Origin of the sequence: Algibacter lectus (genome assembly GCF_004368925.1) — a bacterium.
GTDB lineage: Bacteria > Bacteroidota > Bacteroidia > Flavobacteriales > Flavobacteriaceae > Algibacter > Algibacter lectus.
The window spans coordinates 1,519,656-1,542,965 of sequence record NZ_SORL01000007.1; the positions used below are offsets into that span (position 1 = coordinate 1,519,656).

A 23,310-nucleotide genomic window follows, 5' to 3' on the forward strand; every position below is an offset into this window, starting at 1 on the left:
ATGTACAAAATATTGAATTATTACAATCATATTTTCACATTTTGATAACGTTTAATAATTTCTAAGACCATCATCGCTTTTCGAATACTTAACTTCAAGAATTAATAAATACAAGGTGATGTACGTCTTTTGATATAATTTCGAAATTACCACTTTTACGCTTTTGAACTTAACTTGAAAAAAAATATAATTAACTGTATTAAACAAAAAAATCCCGAGTCTAAAGACTCGGGATTTTAAGATATTATAATAAAACCTTTTAATTAGCTTACTAGTTGCTTTGTAGAAGGTTTAAACTTCGTTAATACAATACCGTCAACCGCAGCTTCATACTCTGCCATAGTTGGTGTTCTACCTAAAATTGTAGATAGTACTACAACTGGTGTAGATGATAATAAAGATTCACCTTTTTTCTCACCAGTATCTTTTACAACACGACCTTGGAATAAACGCGTAGATGTCGCCATTACCGTATCTCCTGGTTCTGCTTTTTCTTGGTTACCCATACAAAGGTTACAACCTGGACGCTCTAAATACAACATGTTTTCGTATTTAGTACGTGCTAAACCTTTTGGTGCGCTATCGTCAAACTCAAATCCTGAGTATTTAACTAAAACATCCCAATCGCCTTCAGCTTTCAACTCATCAACAATATTATATGTTGGAGGTGCCACTACTAAAGGTGCTTTAAATTCAACTTTACCGTGTTGTGCTTCAATGTTTTTCAACATTTGAGCTAATATTTTCATATCCCCTTTGTGTACCATACAAGACCCTACGAAACCTAAATCTACTTTTTTAGTTCCTCCGTAGAAAGATAATGGACGAATAGTATCGTGTGTATAACGTTTCGATACATCATCATTATTTACATCTGGATCGGCAATCATTGGTTCAGCAATTTCGTCTAAATCAATAACAACATCAGCATAATAGTTTGCATCAGCATCTGGTTTTAAAGCTGGTTTAATACCTGTCTTTAATTCCTGTATTCTAGCATTTGCTTTATCAACTAAACCTTGAAGTACTTTATTGTCATTATCCATACCCTTATCAATCATGATTTGGATACGACCTTTTGAAATTTCTAATGATTCAATCAATGTTTCTTCTTCAGAGATACAAATAGAAGCCTTAGCTTTCATCTCAGCAGTCCAATCTGTAAATGTAAAAGCTTGATCGGCAGTAAGCGTTCCAATATGAACCTCAATGATTCTTCCTTGGAATACGTTTTCTCCACCAAACTGCTTTAACATTTGTTGTTGTGTAGCGTGTACCACATCACGGAAATCCATGAAGCTTCTCATTTCACCTTTAAAAGTAACCTTTACAGATTCTGGAATTGGCATAGTAGCCTCACCTGTAGCTAATGCTAAGGCAACAGTTCCTGAATCGGCTCCAAAAGCAACACCTTTAGACATACGTGTATGAGAATCTCCACCAATAATAATATCCCAATCATCAACAGTAATATCATTTAATACTTTATGAATAACATCGGTCATCGCGTGATATTGTCCTTTAGGATCACGTGCAGTAATTAAACCAAAATCGTTCATAAAACTCATTAATCTTGGAATGTTAGCCTTAGATCTATCATCCCAAACAGAAGCTGTATGACAACCCGATTGGTAACCCGCATCAACAATTGGAGAAATGATAGTCGCTGCCATCATCTCTAATTCTTGAGACGTCATTAAACCTGTAGTATCTTGAGACCCTACAATGTTTACTTCAACACGCACATTAGAACCTGCATGTAATGTTTTACCTGGAGTATTTCCAACGGCATTTTTGTTGAATATTTTTTCAACAGCTGTTAAACCTTGTCCTTCAACAGATACTTCTTTAGAAGGTGCATATACTTGAGGAATATCGATTTCTAATATTTTACAAGCTAAAGTTTGTAATTTTTTACCAAAAACAACAGCGTAAGATCCTCCTGCTTTGATAAACTCCATTTTTGGTGGCGTTAATGCAGCTGAGATATCTTTTAACTCTTTATCTCCGTTATATAATTTTTTTGTTTTTGTATTAATCGTTAATACCGTACCTGTAGCTACAGAATACACTTCTTCTAAAACTGGTTCTCCATCAGCATCTACAACAGTATTACCTTCTGCATCTTTCTTTTGTACCCAGTTTTTTAAATCGATACCAATACCTCCAGTTACTCCAACAGTTGTTAAAAAAATTGGCGCAATACCATTTGTACCAGCAATTACTGGCGCAAAATTGATAAATGGCACGTAAGGGCTAAAAGGAACACCAGTCCATAACGCTACGTTATTTACACCAGACATTCTTGAAGATCCAACTCCCATAGTACCTTTTTCGGCGATTAACATCACACGTTTATCTGGGTGTTGCTCTTTTAAAGCTAACAATTCGTTTTGCATGTCTTTGTTATGCTCAAACATACATTGACCGTGTAATTCACGATCTGATCTTGAGTGTGCATCTGCACCAGGAGATAATAAATCTGTAGAAATATCACCTACACCTGCGATGTAAGTTACTATTTCTATTTTTTCTTCAACATCTGGTAGTTTTGTAAAAAACTCAGCTTGCGAATAACTTTCTAATAATTCTTTGGCAATTGGGTTTCCTGCTTTGTAAGCATTCTCTAAAAGCGCCATATCTGCCTCGTATAAAAACACTTGTGTCTTTAAAACTTTTGCAGCATCTGTAGCAATAGCAGCATCTTCACCTAAAGCTAAATCAAGTAAAACTTCAATAGAAGGTCCACCTTTCATGTGTGATAATTGTTCAAAAGCAAAAGCCGGTGTAATTTCTTCTACAACAGATTCACCAAGAATAATTTCTTTTAAAAACTTAGCTTTTACAGCAGCAGCACTCGTGGTTCCAGGTAAAACATTATAAATAAAGAAATTTAGAGAATCTTCTCTATATTCATTATTTACATCTTTAATTTGCGCAATAATTTCGCTAAGTAATTCAGCGCCATCTATTGGCTGTGGGTTAAGCCCTTGACCTTTTCGTTCTTCGATCTGCTTAATGTAATCCTTATAAGTATTCATGAAAGAAATATTTACGGTGTTAGTTTAGGCTCGAATTACCAAATTCAGAGCCGGATAGTTTATTTAAGTTTATTTTTTTAAGTCTTGCAAACTTAAAAAATTTAAAGCAAAGTTTTAAAAAGAAACAGCGTAATACAACAACTAATTATAGTTAATTATTATAATACCATTTTAAATTAATATGACTATTTATTTTTCACGTATTTAATAAAAAAAATAGCAATATCTTAAGTAATTAACAAAAATACTTATTAATAAATCGTGAATTCCTAAAAGTCATTATCGGTTTTTCGAAATACGCATAAAGTAAGTAAGAAAAAAAGAATGATACACCCCAGTAGAACACTAAAATCATCACTTTTTCAATGCTTGAAAAGGTTTCAACATTAAATATTCGCTGTAGCGGAAGTAAAATTAACGAGTAATTTAAAAGATAGAGCGCGTAGGAAATTAAACTTATAAAAGTAATTTGTTCTTTGAGTAAGAGACCTTTTTCCCAATTAGAAAAAACAGGAAATAATAAGAGTAAGCTTATAGATAAAAACGGTAAGTAAAAAACCGTATAAAATAATGGATGCGTTTGTGGTTCACTATTAAAAATAAAGATAAAGCCATGCATAGAAAAAAACAAAATAAGCCCACAAATAAAGGCGCTTGTTTTATACCGATTCCATAATAAACGCCCTTTAGTGAAAAAATAAGCCGCTAAAAACCCGTAGTAAATACTATCAATTCTATAAATAACAACCTTTCTAACTTGATGGCTCCATGTTTTATAAGATGTTATATCATTATCAAAATAAAATAACAAACGCGCTAAAAATACGGCAAAAATAACGCCCAAAGTTACTAGGACAAACAATTTAATTTTCGAAGCCGTTTTACTAAAATGAATAGCCGCTAAAAGTAAAACAGGCACCAAAAGATATGCAAACTCTTCTATAGATAAACTCCACGATTCTGTAAAAAAGTCGGGCATTTCTGTTTTAAAATTTTGAATAAAAACAAAAAAATCGCCTATACCATCTATAATTTCTTTATTAAAAAGATAAAACACGCTGATGTTTAACAGAAGGACTAGAAAATAATTTGGCAACGTTTTAAACCAACGCCTAACCCAAAATTGAATAAAATCTCTCGGTGTAGTTTTATTATTATCTATGTTTTTGATAATAATACCTCCTATAAGAAATCCACTTAATACAAAAAATAAATCGACACCAATAGCCCCAAAAAATTGGACTATGGTAATAATAAAATGAGATTCATTTGGAAATAATAACAGCGTGGAATGCGAGCATAACACGAGTAATATGGCTGTAGCCCTAACAACGTCTAATCCAAAAATTCTATGCTTTGCATTTATAGACATGGGTTAGAATTCTTGTATAAAACGTTTAGAACAAACTCTTAATAATATCTGTCTCTGAAATACCTTCGGCTTCGGCCTTGTAATTTTTGATAATACGGTGTCTTAATATACCTTCTGCAACGGCTTGTACATTTTCTATATCTGGAGAAAATTTACCATTTACAGCTGCATGTGTTTTGGCTGCCAAAATTAAATTTTGAGAAGCTCTTGGACCTGCTCCCCAGTCTAAATAATTTTTAACTATTTCTGGAGCCTGATCGCTATTTGGTCTTGTTTTACCAACCATAGCAACCGCGTATTCAATAACATTGTCTGCAACAGGAATACGACGAATTAGATGTTGAAAATCGACAATTTGCTTTGCCGAGAACAAAGCATTTACCTTAACCTTATTATCATTTGTAGTCGATTTTACAACCTGTACTTCTTCTTCAAAAGTTGGGTAATCTAAATTAATAGCAAACATAAAACGGTCTAACTGAGCTTCAGGTAACGGGTAAGTTCCCTCCTGTTCAATTGGGTTTTGAGTTGCTAATACAAAATAAGGTAAATCTAGTTTATAATGATGCCCTGCAACAGTAACAGCACGCTCTTGCATAGCCTCTAAGAGTGCGGCTTGCGTTTTTGGAGGTGTTCTATTTATTTCATCTGCTAAAATAATATTAGCAAAAATAGGTCCTTTTATAAATTTAAAACGACGATCTTCATCTAGAATTTCACTACCTAAAATATCACTAGGCATTAAATCCGGAGTAAACTGAATACGTTTAAAATCTAGACCTAACGCTTGTGCAATAGTATTTACCATTAAGGTTTTTGCTAATCCAGGCACACCAATAAGTAAGGCGTGACCTCCAGAAAACACAGAAATTAAAATTTGGTTTACAACAGCATCTTGACCAACAATTACCTTGGCAACTTCGGTTTTTAATGCTTTAAATTGTTTTACAAATTGTTCAATGGCAGCTACATCGGACATAGATTTATTTTTTTAACCAGTTACCAGAAAAATCGCAATCTCTATATTTAGATCCAATCTTGATATAAGTATCTTCAATTTTCTCTGTTTGCCAATCTTCGATCGCTTTAATTTTCTTTTCATCTAGAGCAAGTTCTCTAATTTTTAAGTAATCGCGAGCATAATTTGCTTCATGCTCATTGATTCTATCGGTTACTCTTAATATTTTAAACTTAACATTTCCGGTTCTGTCTTGCTCTGTTAAAACTAAACTAACTTCTCCTTCTTTTAAATCTTGAATTTGAGAATATAATTCTGTGTCTAATTTAGTTAATTCGAAGTTGTAATCTTGAGTCGCTGGGTTAATTAATTGCCCACCATCATTTCTAGTTTCTTTTTCATCACTAGCCTCACGAGCAGCATCTGCAAAAGTAATTGCACCACTTTCAATACGTTCTCTTACTTTTTCAAGGCGTTCTTTAGCTTCTGCTATAGCTTCACTTGACACTTTAGGCGTTAGTAAAATATGACTTACATCGTACTCTTGACCTCTAATTTTATCTACAGTAATAATATGGTAACCAAAGTCTGATTTAAATGGCTCTGAAATCTCTCCTTCTTGAAGTGCAAAAGCCACTTGACGGAACTCTTTAACCATTCTTGGTTTCTTCTTATTTAGCGTATATTTTCCTCCACGACTCGCAGAACCAGGATCTTCAGAATACAATACCGCCTTAGAACGGAAACTTGCACCTTTCTCTATAATATCTGCTTTAAACTGTTTCAATCTATCTATAACGCGTTGTTCTTCTTCTTCAGAAACTTTAGGTTCCGAAACAATTTGTGCTACTTTAAGCTCCGTTCCAAATGTTGGACGATCTTCTTTAGGTATTTTAGAGAAAAATAAACGAACTTCCTCGGGAGTCACTTCAATTTCCGAAACAATTTTAGCTTGCATTTCTTGAGCTAACTTATTCTTTTTATTAATTTCGAACATTTCTTCACGAACTGCTTTCTCTGTATCCTTTTCATAAAGCGCTAATAAACGTTTCATATCACCATTTAGTTCAGCTAAAAACTGTTCCATTTGGTAATCTACCATACTACGAATTTCAGCATCTGAAACTATAATACTATCCTGTATAGCGTGATGCGCATACAATTTGTCCTCTAGTAACTTACCAAATAATTGGCAAGGTTCAATATCTTTGACATTAACACCTTGTGCTTCTAATTGTAAATAGGTTTTATCCACATCAGATTCTAACACAATAAAATCACCAACTACAGCAGCAACTGCATCTACTTTTTGCTTTTTGTAATTGCTTGGCACATCACTTTTAGTGTTTTGTACTAAGGTTGTAGAGTCTACTTTTGCAACAACATCCTCTTCAATAATTTCTTGTGCAAATGCTGCGTTTCCTAAACATAGTAAAGCAACAGTAGTAAATTTTAGGTTATTTATAAATTTCAAATTCTTTATTTTTAATAGCATCCTTAGTAATGTCTTTTTCTAATTTTTTAATAAGTTCTAATTTACGCTTATTTCTAACAATTTGATTAATTGTTGGCGTTACAAATTCTAGCGGCGCCGTATCATTTCGTAATAAAACATCATTAATTTGCATCAAATATACTCCTAATGAATCTTTGAGCTGTACAAAATTAGATTTTTTTAACAGTTGATTTTTATTTTCGGGCGTAATCGCAGGAATTTTACTAATAACTTGGCTTGCTTTTATCCAAATAGAGTCGTTTAAAGAATAAGATTTAAACTGAATAGACATAGAATCTAGTTCTCTTTTATCCTTTTCATTAAAACGCTTAAATTTTTTCTCAATACCACTGTAGTCAATAATGTTTTCGTCTACATGAATATATCGAAACTGCAACAACTCTTCATTCAACTTAAAAACGTCCTTATTTTTATCATAATATGCCTCTGCCATGCTTCGATTAACAACCGTATCTAGATTTCTACTTACTAAGGCTTCAATATAAGCCTTTGTGTATAAATCTGTTTTATACTGTGCTACCAACTTATCGAATCCTGCTTGTTTTTCTTCACTTAAATTAAGCAATGCACCATCTAAAAACAACTGTTTTGATGCCCAATTATTGATATAGTTTTGCACTAAAACAGCACTATCTTCTTTTGTAACTGCTTCAGAAACCAATTCCGACACATCCTCTTTGTATAAGTAAGAATTATTCACCCTAGCAATGGGTTCGAGATTCCCCTCTTCTTTTAACGAGAAATCGCAAGACACCATAATTGATGATAAAAGAACTAAAATTATAATTTTCTGCATCTATTGTTTTTCTATTTCAGACTTCACCTTTTTCAAGATATCTTTATTAACCACTACTTTGTATTTATCGGCTAGTGATTTAACCCATTTGGCTTCTTTTTCATTTTGATAATCTGAAATTACAGCCCCTTTTGCTTCTTCTAAAGTTTTTTCAGTTTCCGGAAGAATATCTTTTACCTGAACCACTTCGAAAGCATCATGATGTTTAAAAATTTTAGAAATACCTTTCTTGAACTTAAATCCTTTTGGAAGTACTTGATGTTCGGCATCCATAATACCTGATGTGAAAATAACTTCTACACTATCGTTACTATTCACTAAGTTTTTAATACGATCTAAAGACATATTTTCCTCTAGCAATTTAGAAACCTTTTTTAGCGTTTTTTGTTTAGTTGAAGAAGCAACAACAGCATCAATTCTTTCGGGTAAAATATATTCTTTTTTATTCGAATTATAGAACTCCTGAATATCTAAAGAATCTGTTTTTGAAGCATTCCAAATGGTATTTTCCATTAAATCGAAAAGCAACAAACCATCTCTATACTCGTTAATAACATTTGCAAATTCTGAATTTACTTCTTCTAAATGCGCTTCGTGATACTCCACTAAACTTTTATTAAAAAACTCAGTATATTTTTCTGAAACAATATGATTAAACGGTACACTATCACGAAGATTACGTTGTGTTTTCACTAGATAATTCCCGAAATCTTTATAAGTATAATTTGTTTCACCAATAGTAAACAATATCTTATCGGCTTCAAAATTTGATGGCAATTTCCATTTACGCTTGTAGTAATCAGCCTTTAAAACCGAAACAAAATAGTCGAGATTAGGTTCCTCATTATTTAAATTATACATTTTCTTTAGCTTACTATACAAAGCATCATCAATGCGTTTAGAGCGCTCATCGCGCTGAACTTTTTGAACCAATTCCGTTTTAATATCTTTAAAATCTGCAACTGGCTTTTTATTATATAGTTTAACTATATGCCAGCCGTACTGTGTTTTAAATGGTTTTGAAACCGCCCCAACATGCTCCAAACTAAAAGCAACATCTTCAAATTTTGCAGCACTTAACTGTCCTCCAGAAAACGGAGGCATCACCCCACCTTTTGAAGCAGAACTTTTATCATCTGAAAACTGTTTAGCCAAAGCCTCAAAATCTTCACCTTGGTTTATTTTTTTATAAATATCTTGAATTCTAGTTTCCGGATTCTCGGCAGTAGCATCATCTTCCTTATCTACAACCATAATATGGGCCACTGTACGCTCGCCACGTGATTCACGTTTATCTTGTACGTTAACAATATGGTATCCAAAACGTGTTCTAAAAGGTTGAGATGTTTCGCCTACTGCAGTATTAAAAGCAGCATTCTCAAAAGCATAAACCATTTTAAAGCCATTAAACCAACCGAGTTGTTCTGCTATTATTGTTTTACCATCGGCTTTTTGCGTCATTACGTTTCCAAAACCCTCAATTAAAGTAGTTTCGCGCAATTTGGTTATTTTATTAAAAGCCGCTAAAGTATCTGCCGCAGCAGCATCTTCAGATAATAAAACTAAAATATGCTGTGCTTTTACATCATTAGAAATACGATAGTAAGCCTCTTCAACTAAAGCTTCGGTAACCGTATTATCGGTCATGAAATTTTTAGCCAATTGTTTTCTATAAGTTAATAATTCGCGATTATAACTGGGCTTTTTATCTAAGCCAAGTGTTTTTGCCTCTTTTAACTTTAGTTTGTAATTTGTAAAAAGTTCTAAATAAGCATCGACATCTTTTTGAGATTCATCTTGAACTAAATCTAAGTTCTTATTATAAACATTCATAAATTCAGATACATAAACCGGATCGCCACCAACTTCTAGTAACACCTCTTTATCTACTGTTTGAGCATTTAAAAACAAACAAAAAAAGAACGGAATTTGAATAAAAAAATATTTAAACCTCATTTGAAAATATCAATTTTTAATAAAAACAAAAATAGTAATATAAAGCTATAAAGCAAGTTGCTTTAACAAACGTTTAAAAAACATAAATATTACAGTTTTTGAAGTATATTTGAACCAGAAAACCACAACAATAAGCATGCGCAAACTTAAACTTATCTGGGATTTTAGAGGGCCAAACGGACAAAGAACAGCAGAACACCACCTTATTCATTTAAAAGAATACATTAGTATAGAAAAACTAGATATTACAATAACTGGTGTTGAAATTTTAAGCGAAATGCACGCTATTGCCTTTTTAGTTGTTGATGAGGCCGATATGAAACCCATTCGCGATGCCCTAAAACCGCACCGAGGACAAGTTTACACAGCTTGATAAAACCTTCTAATTATTGTAAAACCCTTTTGGATTAACATTCTCGTAATTGTGGGTTAAAAATCTAAGCGTATTTTTTAAAATATCACCCATATTCTTACAGTTTTTAAACTCAATATCTTGAGTATAATCGAATATTTTCGACTTTAATAAAGCAATATTCTCTTCGTTGGAAATAGTATCTTCATACATACAGTTTAGCAACTCTTCTATTCTATCTTTAAAACTTTTTAGTCGTTTTACTAAAATAGAACGCTCTTCAATTTTATATTGATCGATAGAGAATTTCTGTACGCGCTCGGTAACTAACTCTACCATTTTAAAATTCTCTTTAAAAAACTGAGGCCTGTATATATTTAACTTTCCTTCGTAAGATTGCTGATCGAAATCGATGGCACGAATTTTATACACCACATGGTCAAAATCGTGCGTAGGCACAATAACGTAATTGTAAGATCGCATATCTCCTAAAAGCCTAATCATACAACGTTCATTAAACTTTACAAACTCTTTAGCAATCTGTGTTTTTTCTGAATTACTACATTTTGGTAAAAAGTTTTTTATAAACTCATCTCCAGGAATTCCGGCAATATGCTCTTCTATTAATGTGTTCTCGTAAACTAAAAAATTCAAATTATATGGCGAAAGCATATGCTCCAATTCTAAACCATAAACACGAGAGGCATCGGCAGTTTTAATATAAAAATAAGTATAATTATCGTTTAAAATATTACGAATTTTAATCCGAAAAGGCTTCGAATTTCCGAAGGTGCAAAAATCTATAGCATCAACACTAAGGAATTGAAAAATATTTTCATTTCCATCAGAATGCAGAATGGTATATACTTTCTTTAGAGATTGCTCAATTTCCTGACGCTCAAACTCATTATAATATACGCGAATCCATAACGTATCATTATCATCCTTATCATAAACTACTATCGAACCTTGAAAACGTAACAAATCATCATAAAAAATTGGAATTTTTGTGTTTCTATTATATTCCAAAAGATAATTATGTAATTTTTCAGTAATCGGAAACGATGGTTTCCTCTTCGATATTTTTAAATCTTCCATAGCATGTAAATATATCTAAAAATAAAATATTTTCGGCTAATTAAAATAATCTCCTCATTTTATTATTTATTCATCTTAAAAATAATCAAAATTAATATTGACAATACTATTCCTTATATATTAATCTTTTATTTCTTTTCTTGTAACAAATTAGAAAACGGGTCGTCGTACTAAAAAACTAACACATGCCGGCGTTTAAAAAAATGCAGGCTTTAAAAACTACATAGTTTGGAATCTATATTAACCATCAAGAATCTCACCAAAAAATTCGGTTATTTAACAGCCGTTAAAGATTTATCTTTCACCATTAACAAAGGCAATGTTTACGGCATTTTAGGACCAAATGGCAGCGGGAAATCGACCACTTTAGGTATTGTTTTAAACGTAGTAAATAAAACGGAGGGAAGCTTCCATTGGTTTGATGGTAACACCTCAACACACGATGCTTTAAAAAAGGTAGGCGCCATTATTGAACGCCCAAATTTTTATCCGTACATGACGGCTGAACAAAATTTAAAACTGGTTTGTAAAATAAAAGGTGTTGGTTTAAATAAAATTGAAGAAAAACTAGAAGTTGTTGGACTTTTAGATCGAAAAAATCATAAATTCAGCACCTATTCTTTAGGTATGAAACAGCGTTTAGCCATTGCCTCTGCTCTGTTAAACGATCCTGAAATATTAATTTTAGACGAACCTACAAATGGTTTAGACCCACAAGGTATTCACCAAATTAGAGAAATTATAAAGCAAATTGCTGCTAAAGGCACTACTATTTTATTGGCTTCGCATTTATTAGATGAAGTTGAAAAAGTTTGCTCGCACGTTGTTGTTTTGCGTAAAGGTGTGAAATTATATTCTGGCCGTGTAGATGAAATGATTTCTAGCCATGGCTTTTTTGAATTGAAATGTAATAAAGAAACTGAACTGCTTGCTTTTATTGAAAACCATCCATCATTCTCGAATACAAAAACCGATAGTGGTTTAATAACAGCTTTTCTTAAAGAACCATTGAGCTCGGAAGATTTTAATAAACAACTTTTTGAAAACGGTATAATTCTTACCCATCTAGTGCAGCGTAAAGAAAGTTTAGAAGAGCAATTTTTACAATTAACAGATAATAACTAATACAACTAAAAGCAAAACTCATGTTCAGACTTTTAAACCTAGAATTACAAAAGCTTTTACTAAATAGAACCAGCAAAGTTTTAATTTTTGTGTCGTTTATTTTACCGTTTTTCGTTATTCTTTTATCCTCTATAAAAATTAATGTTTTTGGCTTTTTCACTTTAGAACTTGGTGAATTAGGCGTTTTCAACTTTCCTATAATTTGGCATTTAACCACATTTTTTGCTTCGCAATTTAAATTCTTTTTCGCGATTGTTGTGGTAAGCATGATTGGGAACGAATACAGCAACAAAACCATAAAACAAAACCTAATTGACGGCTTAAGTAAAAAGGAGTTTATTTTATCTAAATTCTATGCTATTGCTTTCTTTTCGCTTATTTCCACTGTGCTTATTGGTCTTATTTCATTCTGTATTGGCATGTATTATTCAAGCTATGACCAGATTGACATTATCTTTAGAGAAACAAATTTTTTATTAGCTTATTTCGTGAAATTATTAGGCTTTTTTAGCTTGTGTTTATTTTTCGGAATGCTTGTAAAACGTTCTGCTTTTGCATTGGCTTTCTTATTTATTTTATTTATTTCTGAATGGATTATTTTCGGATTAATTACCTGGCAATTCGATCATCATGTGGCTACTAAAATTCAAAATTTCTTTCCGCTACAGTCTATGTACAATTTAATAGAACAACCTTTTCAACGTGTGGCCATGTCCAAATTCCCTGAAAAGGCAGAATTAACATACGATTATTTAGTGCATTGGTATGAAATTGCCATTGTTCTTGGCTGGACCGCTCTATTTGTATTTTTATCGTTTAAATTATTAAAAAAGCGCGATTTGTAATATATTTGATAGCTATTGCTATTATTTAGATGAAAAAAAATATACTACTCGCTTTATTCTTGTTAATTGGATTTAATATCTATGCTCAAAGTGAAGCATCTACCTGGTATTTTGGTTATAACAGCGGCATTAAATTCGATTTAGCATCTAACAGTATTACCACGCTTACTGATGGAAATTTAAATACTTTTGAAGGTTGCGCAACCATTTCGGATGAATTCGGCGATTTACTTTTCTATACCGATGGTACAACCGTTTGGAATAGAAACCACGACATCATGAACAACGGTAGTGGTTTATTTGGAGATCCTTCTAGTACGCAATCGGCTATTATTGTCCCAAAACCTAACGACGAAAATATCTTTTTCATCTTCACCGTAGACGACCACAATAATAATGAATCCCATTTTGGATTAAACTATTCTGAAGTTGATATTACTCTAGATGGTGGCTTAGGTGAAGTAACTACTAAAAACGTTAATTTATTAAACGATTGTTCTGAAAAGATCACCGCTGTTTTAAAAGATTGTATCACCAATTCTATTTGGGTAATTGCCTATGCATCAATCGATGGAAACCCAGGAGATTTAGACACCTTTTATGCCTATGAAGTTGATAGTGCTGGTGTACAAAACAAACCAATTAAATCTACTTTTAAATTACCATCTTCCATTTTTATAGATTATCGAGGCTATTTAAAACTATCGCCAGATGGCACCAAGGTAGCCATTAGCCATGTATCAAATGGTATGTATTTATACGATTTTGATGTAGCTACAGGTATTGTTAGCAACCAATTGCCTATACCCATTACTGGTTTTGCAAACAAAGCTTACGGACTAGAATTCTCACCAAATAGTGAGTTACTTTATGTAAGCACATACAACGACTTCTCGGATAACAGCAATCCACAAGCTAGCGAAGACCCAAGCAATCACGAGTCTAAACTTATACAATACAACTTACTTGCAACAGATATTGTGAATTCCGCGATAACGCTAGACGACAGGCGTCTTTTTAGAGGTGGTTTACAGCTTGCTCCAAACGGAAAAATATACAGAGCATTAAGTGCCACATACAGACAAGGCTTACCATATTTAGGTGTAATAAATAACCCAAACGAATTAGGCCCGGCTAGTAACTATCAGCATAATGCTGTAAACTTATCCCCTAATTTATCCTCGCAAGGTTTACCTCCATTTATTCAGTCTTTTTTCAATACAAAAATTGATATTATAAAGAATTCAAAAAGTACTATTAATTTAGATTTATGCGAAAACGACACCTATACCCTTGCTGCAGATGATATTGCCGGGGCCACCTATACTTGGTCTATGAATGGCTTACCACTTGCAGAAACAAGTGCTAGCCTATTTATTAATGCCAGCGGACATTATGAAGTTTACATAGACCCGAATAATGGCGATTGTGCTTTAGAGGGAGAAGCTTACGTTAATTTTAACGAAAACCCCGAAGCCTTCGATTACACGCTACTACAATGTGATGAAGATGGATTAAAAGATGATAGAACAACGTTTGTTTTAACTCAAGCCAATGAAGCCTTAACAGGAAATGTAGCCGACTTAGAAACTCGTTTTTATTCAGATAGTGCGAGAACTTTAGAAATAGATGGCACAAGCTACAACAACACCTCAAACCCTCAAATTATTTATGTTGAAGTTTACAATCCAACAACCACTTGTTTTGACAATTCTGAATTAACTATTGCCGTAAGCTCCACCGACTCTAAAGATGCAGAATTAATTTTATGTGATGATGATGGCACTGAAGATGGTTTTCAATCCTTTGATTTAAATAATGCAGATGCACAACTTACAGATGGATTACCTGCTGGTTTAACCATTTTGTATTTTGAAAATTACAACGATGCCTTATTAGAACAAAATGCTTTAAATAACATTTACACTAATACAACGGCTTACTCACAAACACTTTTTGCACGTATAGAAAATGCTAATAATTGTTACGGCATAAGCGAAATTAAACTTACGGTTAATGAACTGCCACAAATAGAAACCGAAGCTTTATTTTACTATTGCATTAATAAATTCCCGGAAACTATTGCTATAAACGCTGCCTTAACAAACGGTTTCTCTAGTAATTACACATATAACTGGTCTACATCAGAGAACACATACAGCATAGACATTAACGAAATTGGCACTTATACTGTTACCGTTACCAACGCCGTTGGATGTTCTAAAACTAGAACCATAACTATTGAAGGCGCCAATATTGCCACCATAGATAACATTGAAATTAAAGATGTATCTACAAATAATAGCATAACCGTTATGGCTTCGGGTGAAGGCGAGTATGAGTATAGATTATTAAACAGCAATAATGTGGTAATTGCTCCATACCAAAGCGAGCCGGTTTTCGAAAATGTATTCCCTGGGGTTTACACGGTTTCTGTTAACGATACAAAAAACGATTGTGGTGCTGTTAATCAAAAAGCCCATGTTATAGGGTTTCCAAAGTTTTTCACACCTAATAATGATGGTTTTCATGACACATGGAAAATCTACGGCATATCAAGTGACAATCAACCTAATTCGGAAATTTTAATTTATAACCGCTACGGAAAATTATTAAAAACATTAAGTCCAAAAGATACCGGATGGAACGGTCGCTTCAATGGCGCATTATTACCTGCCGATGATTATTGGTTTGTTATTCAACTGGAAGATGGTCGTATACATAAAGATCATTTTACTTTAAAATATTAACTTTTGAAAATAAAATTACTATCCCTTTCTATCTTGATGAGCCTTGCTTTTCAACTAGATACCTATGCCCAAAACCCAACCGATTGTAGCGACGCTGTAATAGTATGTGGAAACTCTAATATTAATTTAAATGTTAATGGAATTGGTCGACAAGAACTCGGCTTCGGTCAAAACTGTAGCAGTCAAGAAAATAATAGTGTTTGGTTAAAAGTAACTCCAGTAACCGATGGTACACTCGGCTTTACCCTTAAACCATCTAGTAGTTCTATAAACGAAGATTACGATTTTTTTGTTTTTGGTCCAAATGCCGATTGTAATAATTTAGGTTTAGCTATTAGATGCTCTACCACCAACCCGTCTTCTTCTGGAGCCAGCAATAATCATACAGGTATGAATGGTACTGCTAATGATACTTCTGAAGGGCCTGGCGCAAATGGTAACAGTTTTGTAAGCTGGCTTAATGTATCGGCCGGAGACACCTATTTTATTGTTATAGATAGACCTATTGGAAACAGTGCCTTTAATTTAGAATGGACTGGAACTGCTGAGTTTTCAGACCCTCCAACAGATGCTTCTATAACAAGTTCGACCTCAAAGAACCTTGAAAATTGCGATGTCACCTTACCTTATAATGACGGCTTTACGTTTTTTAATTTAGAAGAAAATACGCCTATAATTACGGGTAGCCAAACCGATGCCGCAATTACTTATCACGCCTCAGAAAGTGATGCGATAATAGGTATTACCCCAATTAGTTCGCCATATACCAACATTGCCAATCCGCAAACCATATATGCTAGAATCACAAACAACTCTACGGGCTGTTTCGAAATATCAGAATTTAATCTTGTTGTAAACACAGGTCCTGATTTTTTACAACCTGCAGATTATGAACTTTGTGATAATATGGATGATGGCAATGACAAAAACGGACGCACCACTTTCACCTTATCTTCAAAAAACAGCGAAATATTAGATGGTCAAGATCTAAATGATTTGAATATCACTTATTATGAATCTTCAGCAGATGCTGAATCAAAAAATAATCCACACCCTGATTTATACTATAACACTACTGCTTTTAACGAAGTTGTATTTGTGCGTATTGAAGATAAAATAAATTCTCTATGTAGAAGCATAACGTCTTTCAATTTAGTTACAAATCCTAATCCGGAAGCGTTTGACACTACTTTGCTTCAATGTGATGAAGATGGCATAAGCGATGGTTTTACAAATTTTAATTTAACTGAAGCCGAAGCTAATTTAACAGGTAAAACGCCAGATAGATCGGTACGTTATTTTACTGATAATGCCAGAACGATAGAAGTGAATGGTGATGCTTTTTTAAACAGCCAAAATCCACAAATTATTTATACCGAAATCACGAACACGGTAACAGGATGCTTTAGCTTTGCTGAATTAACATTAGCGGTAAGCACAACCAACTCGAACAATGCAACACTTACTTTATGCGATAATGATGGTGTTGAAGATGGCTTAGAAACCTTTAATTTAAACAATGCCGATAGCCAAGTTGTTAACGGGCTTCCTGTTGGTTTAAATATCTATTATTATGAAACTTACAATGATGCGTTGCTAGAAACAAATGAATTAAACTCAGACTACACCAACACGATACCCTATAACCAAACTATTTTTGCAAGAGTTGAAAATGCTAATGATTGTTATGGTATTAGCGAAGTTGAACTTACAGTGGCGAAATTACCCGAAATAGATTCAGTTGCTCTATTATACTATTGCTTAAACACCTATCCGGAATTCATAGAACTTAATGCAGGTATAGTAAACGACTTACCAAGTAATTACAGCTATAGTTGGTCTACTGGAGCAACTACCTATGCCATAAACGTAAACGAACCTGGGATTCACATGGTTACCGTAACAAACACTACAGGTTGTTCTAAAACAAAAACAATTACAGTTGAAGCGTCCGGCATTGCTGAAATTAACGATATAAAAGTAGACGATGTCTCTAACAATAACACCATTACTGTATTAACTTCTGGAGAAGGTGTTTATGAGTATCGATTAATTAACAGCAATAACGTGGTTGTTGCACCATACCAAAGTGAGGTTTTATTTGAGAACGTCCGCCCTGGAGATTATACCGTATCTGTTAAAGACACCAAAAACGATTGCGGTGTAATAAATAAAAAAGTATACGTTATTGGGTTTCCTAAATTTTTCACACCAAACAATGATGGCTTTCATGATACTTGGCAAGTTTATGGCATTTCGAGCTCAAACCAACCAAACTCAGAAATCACCATTTACAACCGCTTTGGTAAGTTAATTAAGACATTAAAAGCTACTGAAGATGGTTGGAACGGTTTATTTAATGGAGAGAAATTACCAAGTGACGATTATTGGTTTTCAATTAAACTTGAAGATGGCAGAATATTTAAAGATCATTTTACGTTAAAGTACTAATCTGGTGGCCTAAAAACCTTATTAAATGGTATTTTACCTTAATTTTTTAAATTTCAATTGAAAAACAAATACTTTTAGCACATTAATAGCGACAATTCAAACACTGATAATAGCCTACGAACCATGAGATTTTTCTATTCATTCTTAATTGCTCTCTTATGTTGTAGCCAATTTACTAATGCACAAAAAATATCGGTAGACAGTAGTGTACCTGTACAATCTTTAGTTGAAGATAACCTTGTAGATGGTTGTGTAGATATTTCTAATGTTGAGTCGGCCATAAATGGAACACCACACGGTTTTAATAGTTTTGGTTATTTTGAACGTGCGAGTTCTAACTTTCCTTTTGCAAGTGGTATCATGCTTTCTACAGGAGCTGCAAATTCTGGAGGAAACTCTCTTATTACACCTACATTAAGCGAAGGATCTTCCGTTTGGGGAACAGATCCCGATTTAGAAACCGCTCTTGGTACAACCAATACCTTAAATGCAACTTCAATAGAGTTCGATATTGTTTCAATTTCAGGACAATTTCAATTTAATTATTTATTTGCTTCCGAAGATTACGATGGTATTAATCCTTGTCAAGTTTCCGATGGTTTCGTATTTCTTATAAAAGAAACAGGAAGCACTGCACCTTATCAAAACATAGCTCTTCTCCCAGGCACAACAACACCGGTAAATACTAGAACAGTTCACCCTAACTTATTACCCGCATGTGCTGCAGAAAACGAGCAATATTTTGCAGGCTATAATATTGGAGACACCAACTACATTGGTAGAACAACTGTTTTAACAGCTGCTACAACTATTACGCCTTATGTATCTTATCACGTAAAGCTAATTATTGCAGATCAAACCGATGGCACTTACGATTCTGCTGTTTTTATAGAAGGTGATAGTTTTAAAATATTAGATTTAGGTGAAGATATTACAAGTTGTGAAAGTTCTGCACTGTTAGATGGAGATATCAATAACAGCTTTGCTTCTTACAAATGGTTTAAAGATAACGTTGAAATTACAGGAGCTATTACTCCAACATACACAGCCATTGAAAGTGGAACCTATAGAATTGAAGTAAGCGTTTCTTTAAATGGAAATACTTGTATAGAAGAAGATGAAATTGTTGTGGTATTAAATACCGAAGAACAAATTACACCAATTACAGATTATCAATTATGTGATGACACCAGTGGTGATGAAATTGAAATTTTCGATTTATCCACAAAAACCGCCGAGTTAATTGCTAATATTCCGTTTACAAACTACACCTTTTCGTATCACTACAATGAAACAGAAGCACGTACAAACGTAAACCGAATATTAACCCCAATACCAAATGCAGCATCTAATCCTCAAAACATTTTTGTTCGTATTGAAGATTCAGATTCTGGTTGTTTCGCCTATACTAATTTCGACTTAATTGTTAATCCGTTACCTGTTATAAACACACCTACGGTACTAGAAATTTGTGATACTGATAATTTACCTGATGGTTATGCCATAATAGATTTAACTCAAAAAGACTCCGAAATTAGTGCAGGAGACAGCATGCTTATAGTAACTTATCACTATAGCCAAGCGGATGCTGATACTGGAGCTAACCCAATACCAACTCCATACCAGAACTTGAATACACCAAACGAGCGTGTTTATGTTAGAGTCCTCAACCCTGCTACAGGTTGTATAAGCCAAACGCAACTTGATATTGAAATAACAATTAGCCCAATTGTAAATCGAGACACTCAATATTTGGATGCCTGTGATAGTGATCAAGATGGATCAGCTAATTTCGATTTAACAGAAGCAATAGACGATATTATACAAGGCTTAACAGGTGTTACAGCAACTTTCCATGAAAGTATAGACGATGCACAAACAGGCAGCAACCCTATTGCAAACGAAACCAATTACCAATACACAAATGCTGCAGGAGAACCTGGATTCCGTATTCTTTATGTACGTATTGTAGACGATTCTACTGGTTGCCCTACCATTGTGCCTTTAGAAGTTCACACGAACTTGCTTTTAACAGGTACAGACACTGGCTTTTTTGCTCTTTGTGACACCAATGAAGATCCAGACGATTTACTTCAATTTAATTTAAACTCTGTTGAAACTTTTATTGCTAACGAGTTACCAAACCCGATTAGTGTAAATTTTTTCGAAGATGAATCAGACCGAGATGCAAACATAAACAGGCTAGATAAATCTGTTTTATATACAGCAGAAAACCCAACAACGTTATTTATTAGGATAGAAGATACAGATAGCGGATGTTCAGAATTATCAGATATTACACTTGTCATTAATCCGGTATTATTATTTAACCCTGCCGTACCACTTCCCTATTGTGATTCTGATGATGATGGTTTTGTTAGCATTGATTTACACTCATTAGACAGTACAGTATTAAACGGTAATCCCGATTTTGAAGTTACTTATTTCGGAGAACTTACCGATGCAGAAAATAACACCAATCAGTTACCGCCTTTCTATACTAACACCAATAGCTTAGAAACTATTTATGCGCGTATACAACATGTTGCAACAGGTTGCGCAACTATTAATCCTTTTGAAATTGAAATTCTTTTAGCTCCTGCCGCTACAACTCCTTCAGATTTTGTGGTCTGTGATAATGATGACGATGGATTCTCTATTATTAATTTAGAAGATAAAAATTCCGAAATTGTAGCAGATCCTTCCGTTAATGTATTCAGTTATTACACCAATGTTGACGATGCTAATAACTTTATAAACTCAATAGACACACCCACCGCTTACAATGCAAACACGCAAACCGTATATGTAAGAGTAGAAAGTAGCGCTAACACTTCGGGGTGCTATAATATAGTAGAACAACAAATTATTGTAAATACGCTGCCAACCCCACCTACTATTACCAACTACCAAATATGCGAAGTTGATGGAGATAGAACAGCCGATTTTTTATTATCGGAAAAAGATACTGAAATTTTAAATGGCCAAACAGGTAAAGAGGTTTACTATTTTGAAGATGTAGCACTTACAATGCCAATCGACAAAACCAATATTTACAACAACACAACACCCAGCCAAACCATATATGTACGTGTTGAAAACATTACGGACGCTAACTGTTTTGCTGAAACCTCGTTTACTATACAAGTAGCTCCAGACCCTATTTACAATACGCCCGCACAATATTTAATTTGTGATGATATTAGTAATGATGAAATAGCTGTTTTTGACTTAGATACAAAAACACAAGAAATCACAAACGGATCTCCCGATGATTTAAATATTTCTTATCATACAACGCAATTAGATGCGCAAGACAACACAAACCCTATTACAGATTCTAATTATACCAATATTGTAAACCCACAAACTTTATTTGTTCGTATTGAAAGTGATGATTCTTTATGCTATGTAGTTGAAACCTTAAGTTTAAACATTATTTCGGCACCAGACATATCGCAAGTTACAGGTCCATTAATTAGTTGTGATGCCGATTATGATGGTATTACAAATTTCAACCTCGAGGATGCGCAGTTTGATATATATGATAGAATTCAATCTAACATAGCTATCAATTACTTTGAAAATCTAGATGATATTAGTGATGATGGTTTCGATAATACCAATGAAATTACAACCCCAACCGCTTTCAATTCTCCAGCGCAAACAGTATATATAAAAGTAACCAATACACTAACAGGGTGTTTTAGTGTTATACCACAAGAATTAGAGGTTAACTTACCACCAGAAACCTTAACGGTTGGTACTATCGCCATTTGTGATAATGATACTGATACTTACGATTTATCTCAAGTAGACCTTCGATTAGTTGATGATACTAGTGCTGTAACCATTTCTTACCATGAAACAGAAATGCAAGCCGAGAACAACACGGATCCGTTAGACCCAATGTACAATTACACCAATCTAAATCAAACCTTTTATGCTAGAGTAACAAATATTGATAATACCTGCCACATTGTGACTTCGTTTAACTTAAGAGTTTACATTAACCCGCGTGCTTCTAGTACTCCTGCAGATTTAACAGAATGTGACGACGACGACGATGGCTTGTTAGAGTTCGATTTAACCAATGCCAACACCATTATTCTTGGAGGTTTAAATCCAAATACACACAGTATTACTTATTACAATAACGTTACCGATGCGGATGAAAAAATAAATCCTTTAAGTAATTTATACGTTGCTGAAAACGGCGAAACTATTTACGCTAGATTAGAGTCTACAGCCACCACATGTTACGATATTACACAATTTAACACCTACATAAACGCTTTACCAATTATTGATTTAGAAGAAATAATCCCGATTTGTAATGGCATGCCTATTACTGTTAGCGCAGAAACAGGTGTAGCTGGGGATACGTATTTATGGTCTACAGGAGCAACAACTCCAGAAATTACAATTCAACCAGAAAACCCAGGAAATTATAGTGTTACCGTAACTAGAGATTACGCTTCCGCAAATTCTTGTTCGAGTTCGGCCAATTTTGAGGTTGTTCTATCTGATGCTGCAATAATAGACATTGCACCTCCAACAACAAACTTTACCGATCCAAATAGTATTATCGTAAATATTCGCTCTGGCGGAACAGGAGATTATGTTTATATCTTAGATGATGGAGAACCACAAACTTCTAATATTTTCACAAATGTTCCTTATGGGGAACATTTGGTTACTGTTAGAGATTTAAATGGCTGTATGGACGAAACCCGCCCTGTGTTTATATTTGATATCCCTAAGTACTTCACACCTAACAACGACTTGTTTAACGACACTTGGCATGTTGTTGGCGCTGCTCAATTACCAGGAACAGTAGTATATATTTATAATAGATATGGAAAACTATTAAAAACACTTACTCATGAATCAGATGGTTGGGATGGCACCTTTAACGGACAACATCTTCCTGCTGATGATTATTGGTATTTAGCACAAATTATTCAAGATGGAAATGCCTTCGATTTAAGAGGACACTTCGCTTTGAAGCGTTAAAACGAAGGCATTTCAACTTAAATATTTAACTCTT

Annotated in this window: 13 protein-coding genes; 6 read left to right on the top strand and 7 right to left on the bottom strand. The window is 33.8% G+C overall.

What is annotated here, in order from left to right; all coding sequences use genetic code 11:
* Nucleotides 1-263 precede the first annotated feature (263 nt).
* The 6 genes from DFQ06_RS06950 to DFQ06_RS06975 form a co-directional block, all read right to left on the bottom strand.
* Nucleotides 264-3,041, bottom strand: coding sequence for a bifunctional aconitate hydratase 2/2-methylisocitrate dehydratase (locus DFQ06_RS06950; protein WP_074939180.1), 2,778 nt, complete (start codon nucleotides 3,039-3,041; stop codon nucleotides 264-266).
* A 235-nt stretch (nucleotides 3,042-3,276) separates the two neighbouring features.
* The gene (locus tag DFQ06_RS06955; RefSeq protein WP_133966824.1) at nucleotides 3,277-4,413 is read right to left on the bottom strand and encodes an acyltransferase family protein; all 1,137 of its coding nucleotides are present in this window, start codon (nucleotides 4,411-4,413) and stop codon (nucleotides 3,277-3,279) included.
* A gap of 25 nt (nucleotides 4,414-4,438) precedes the next feature.
* Nucleotides 4,439-5,392: an AAA family ATPase gene (locus DFQ06_RS06960; protein ID WP_042502932.1), complete on the bottom strand. Its 954-nt coding sequence runs from the start codon at nucleotides 5,390-5,392 to the stop codon at nucleotides 4,439-4,441.
* Nucleotides 5,393-5,396: 4 nt separating this feature from the next.
* The gene (locus DFQ06_RS06965; protein WP_042501040.1) at nucleotides 5,397-6,866 is read right to left on the bottom strand and encodes a peptidylprolyl isomerase; all 1,470 of its coding nucleotides are present in this window, start codon (nucleotides 6,864-6,866) and stop codon (nucleotides 5,397-5,399) included.
* Nucleotides 6,829-7,683 (bottom strand): peptidyl-prolyl cis-trans isomerase, encoded by an 855-nt coding sequence (locus DFQ06_RS06970; RefSeq protein ID WP_235833503.1) that lies wholly within the window; start codon nucleotides 7,681-7,683, stop codon nucleotides 6,829-6,831. The genes DFQ06_RS06965 and DFQ06_RS06970 overlap by 38 nt, the downstream gene beginning before the upstream one ends.
* The gene (locus DFQ06_RS06975) at nucleotides 7,684-9,639 is read right to left on the bottom strand and encodes a peptidylprolyl isomerase (RefSeq protein WP_133966826.1); all 1,956 of its coding nucleotides are present in this window, start codon (nucleotides 9,637-9,639) and stop codon (nucleotides 7,684-7,686) included.
* A 136-nt stretch (nucleotides 9,640-9,775) separates the two neighbouring features.
* Between DFQ06_RS06975 and DFQ06_RS06980 the strand changes: the two genes are divergently transcribed.
* Nucleotides 9,776-10,012 (top strand): hypothetical protein, encoded by a 237-nt coding sequence (locus tag DFQ06_RS06980; protein ID WP_042501037.1) that lies wholly within the window; start codon nucleotides 9,776-9,778, stop codon nucleotides 10,010-10,012.
* A gap of 9 nt (nucleotides 10,013-10,021) precedes the next feature.
* Here DFQ06_RS06980 and DFQ06_RS06985 read toward each other — a convergent pair whose 3' ends face one another.
* Nucleotides 10,022-11,089 (bottom strand): hypothetical protein, encoded by a 1,068-nt coding sequence (locus tag DFQ06_RS06985; RefSeq protein ID WP_042502937.1) that lies wholly within the window; start codon nucleotides 11,087-11,089, stop codon nucleotides 10,022-10,024.
* A 228-nt stretch (nucleotides 11,090-11,317) separates the two neighbouring features.
* On the opposite strand from DFQ06_RS06985, the gene DFQ06_RS06990 reads away from it, so the two are divergent.
* The 5 genes from DFQ06_RS06990 to DFQ06_RS07010 all read left to right on the top strand — a co-directional run bounded on the left by DFQ06_RS06990 (nucleotide 11,318) and on the right by DFQ06_RS07010 (nucleotide 23,276).
* Nucleotides 11,318-12,214, top strand: a complete 897-nt coding sequence (locus DFQ06_RS06990; protein WP_042502939.1) for an ABC transporter ATP-binding protein — start codon at nucleotides 11,318-11,320, stop codon at nucleotides 12,212-12,214.
* Between the two features lie 20 nt (nucleotides 12,215-12,234).
* Nucleotides 12,235-13,059, top strand: coding sequence for an ABC transporter permease (locus DFQ06_RS06995; RefSeq protein WP_133966828.1), 825 nt, complete (start codon nucleotides 12,235-12,237; stop codon nucleotides 13,057-13,059).
* A 29-nt stretch (nucleotides 13,060-13,088) separates the two neighbouring features.
* The gene (locus tag DFQ06_RS07000) at nucleotides 13,089-15,809 is read left to right on the top strand and encodes a T9SS type B sorting domain-containing protein (protein WP_074939165.1); all 2,721 of its coding nucleotides are present in this window, start codon (nucleotides 13,089-13,091) and stop codon (nucleotides 15,807-15,809) included.
* 3 nt (nucleotides 15,810-15,812) lie between these two features.
* Nucleotides 15,813-18,260 carry a T9SS type B sorting domain-containing protein gene (locus tag DFQ06_RS07005; protein WP_235833504.1) on the top strand — a complete coding sequence of 816 codons (2,448 nt, stop codon included), beginning with the start codon at nucleotides 15,813-15,815 and terminating at the stop codon, nucleotides 18,258-18,260.
* Nucleotides 18,261-18,383: 123 nt separating this feature from the next.
* Nucleotides 18,384-23,276 (top strand): T9SS type B sorting domain-containing protein, encoded by a 4,893-nt coding sequence (locus DFQ06_RS07010; protein WP_133966830.1) that lies wholly within the window; start codon nucleotides 18,384-18,386, stop codon nucleotides 23,274-23,276.
* Nucleotides 23,277-23,310: the final 34 nt, after the last annotated feature.

What these genes read in the sequence shown, in the direction of transcription:
- DFQ06_RS06985 (WP_042502937.1), bottom strand. Translation starts at nt 11,089, where the DNA reads ATGGAAGATTTAAAAATATCGAAGAGGAAACCATCGTTTCCGATTACT.
- DFQ06_RS06965 (WP_042501040.1), bottom strand. Translation starts at nt 6,866, where the DNA reads ATGCTATTAAAAATAAAGAATTTGAAATTTATAAATAACCTAAAATTT.
- DFQ06_RS06955 (WP_133966824.1), bottom strand. Translation starts at nt 4,413, where the DNA reads ATGTCTATAAATGCAAAGCATAGAATTTTTGGATTAGACGTTGTTAGG.
- DFQ06_RS06950 (WP_074939180.1), bottom strand. Translation starts at nt 3,041, where the DNA reads ATGAATACTTATAAGGATTACATTAAGCAGATCGAAGAACGAAAAGGT.
- DFQ06_RS07010 (WP_133966830.1), top strand. Translation starts at nt 18,384, where the DNA reads ATGAGATTTTTCTATTCATTCTTAATTGCTCTCTTATGTTGTAGCCAA.
- DFQ06_RS06970 (WP_235833503.1), bottom strand. Translation starts at nt 7,683, where the DNA reads ATGCAGAAAATTATAATTTTAGTTCTTTTATCATCAATTATGGTGTCT.
- DFQ06_RS06975 (WP_133966826.1), bottom strand. Translation starts at nt 9,639, where the DNA reads ATGAGGTTTAAATATTTTTTTATTCAAATTCCGTTCTTTTTTTGTTTG.
- DFQ06_RS06960 (WP_042502932.1), bottom strand. Translation starts at nt 5,392, where the DNA reads ATGTCCGATGTAGCTGCCATTGAACAATTTGTAAAACAATTTAAAGCA.
- DFQ06_RS06995 (WP_133966828.1), top strand. Translation starts at nt 12,235, where the DNA reads ATGTTCAGACTTTTAAACCTAGAATTACAAAAGCTTTTACTAAATAGA.
- DFQ06_RS07000 (WP_074939165.1), top strand. Translation starts at nt 13,089, where the DNA reads ATGAAAAAAAATATACTACTCGCTTTATTCTTGTTAATTGGATTTAAT.
- DFQ06_RS06980 (WP_042501037.1), top strand. Translation starts at nt 9,776, where the DNA reads ATGCGCAAACTTAAACTTATCTGGGATTTTAGAGGGCCAAACGGACAA.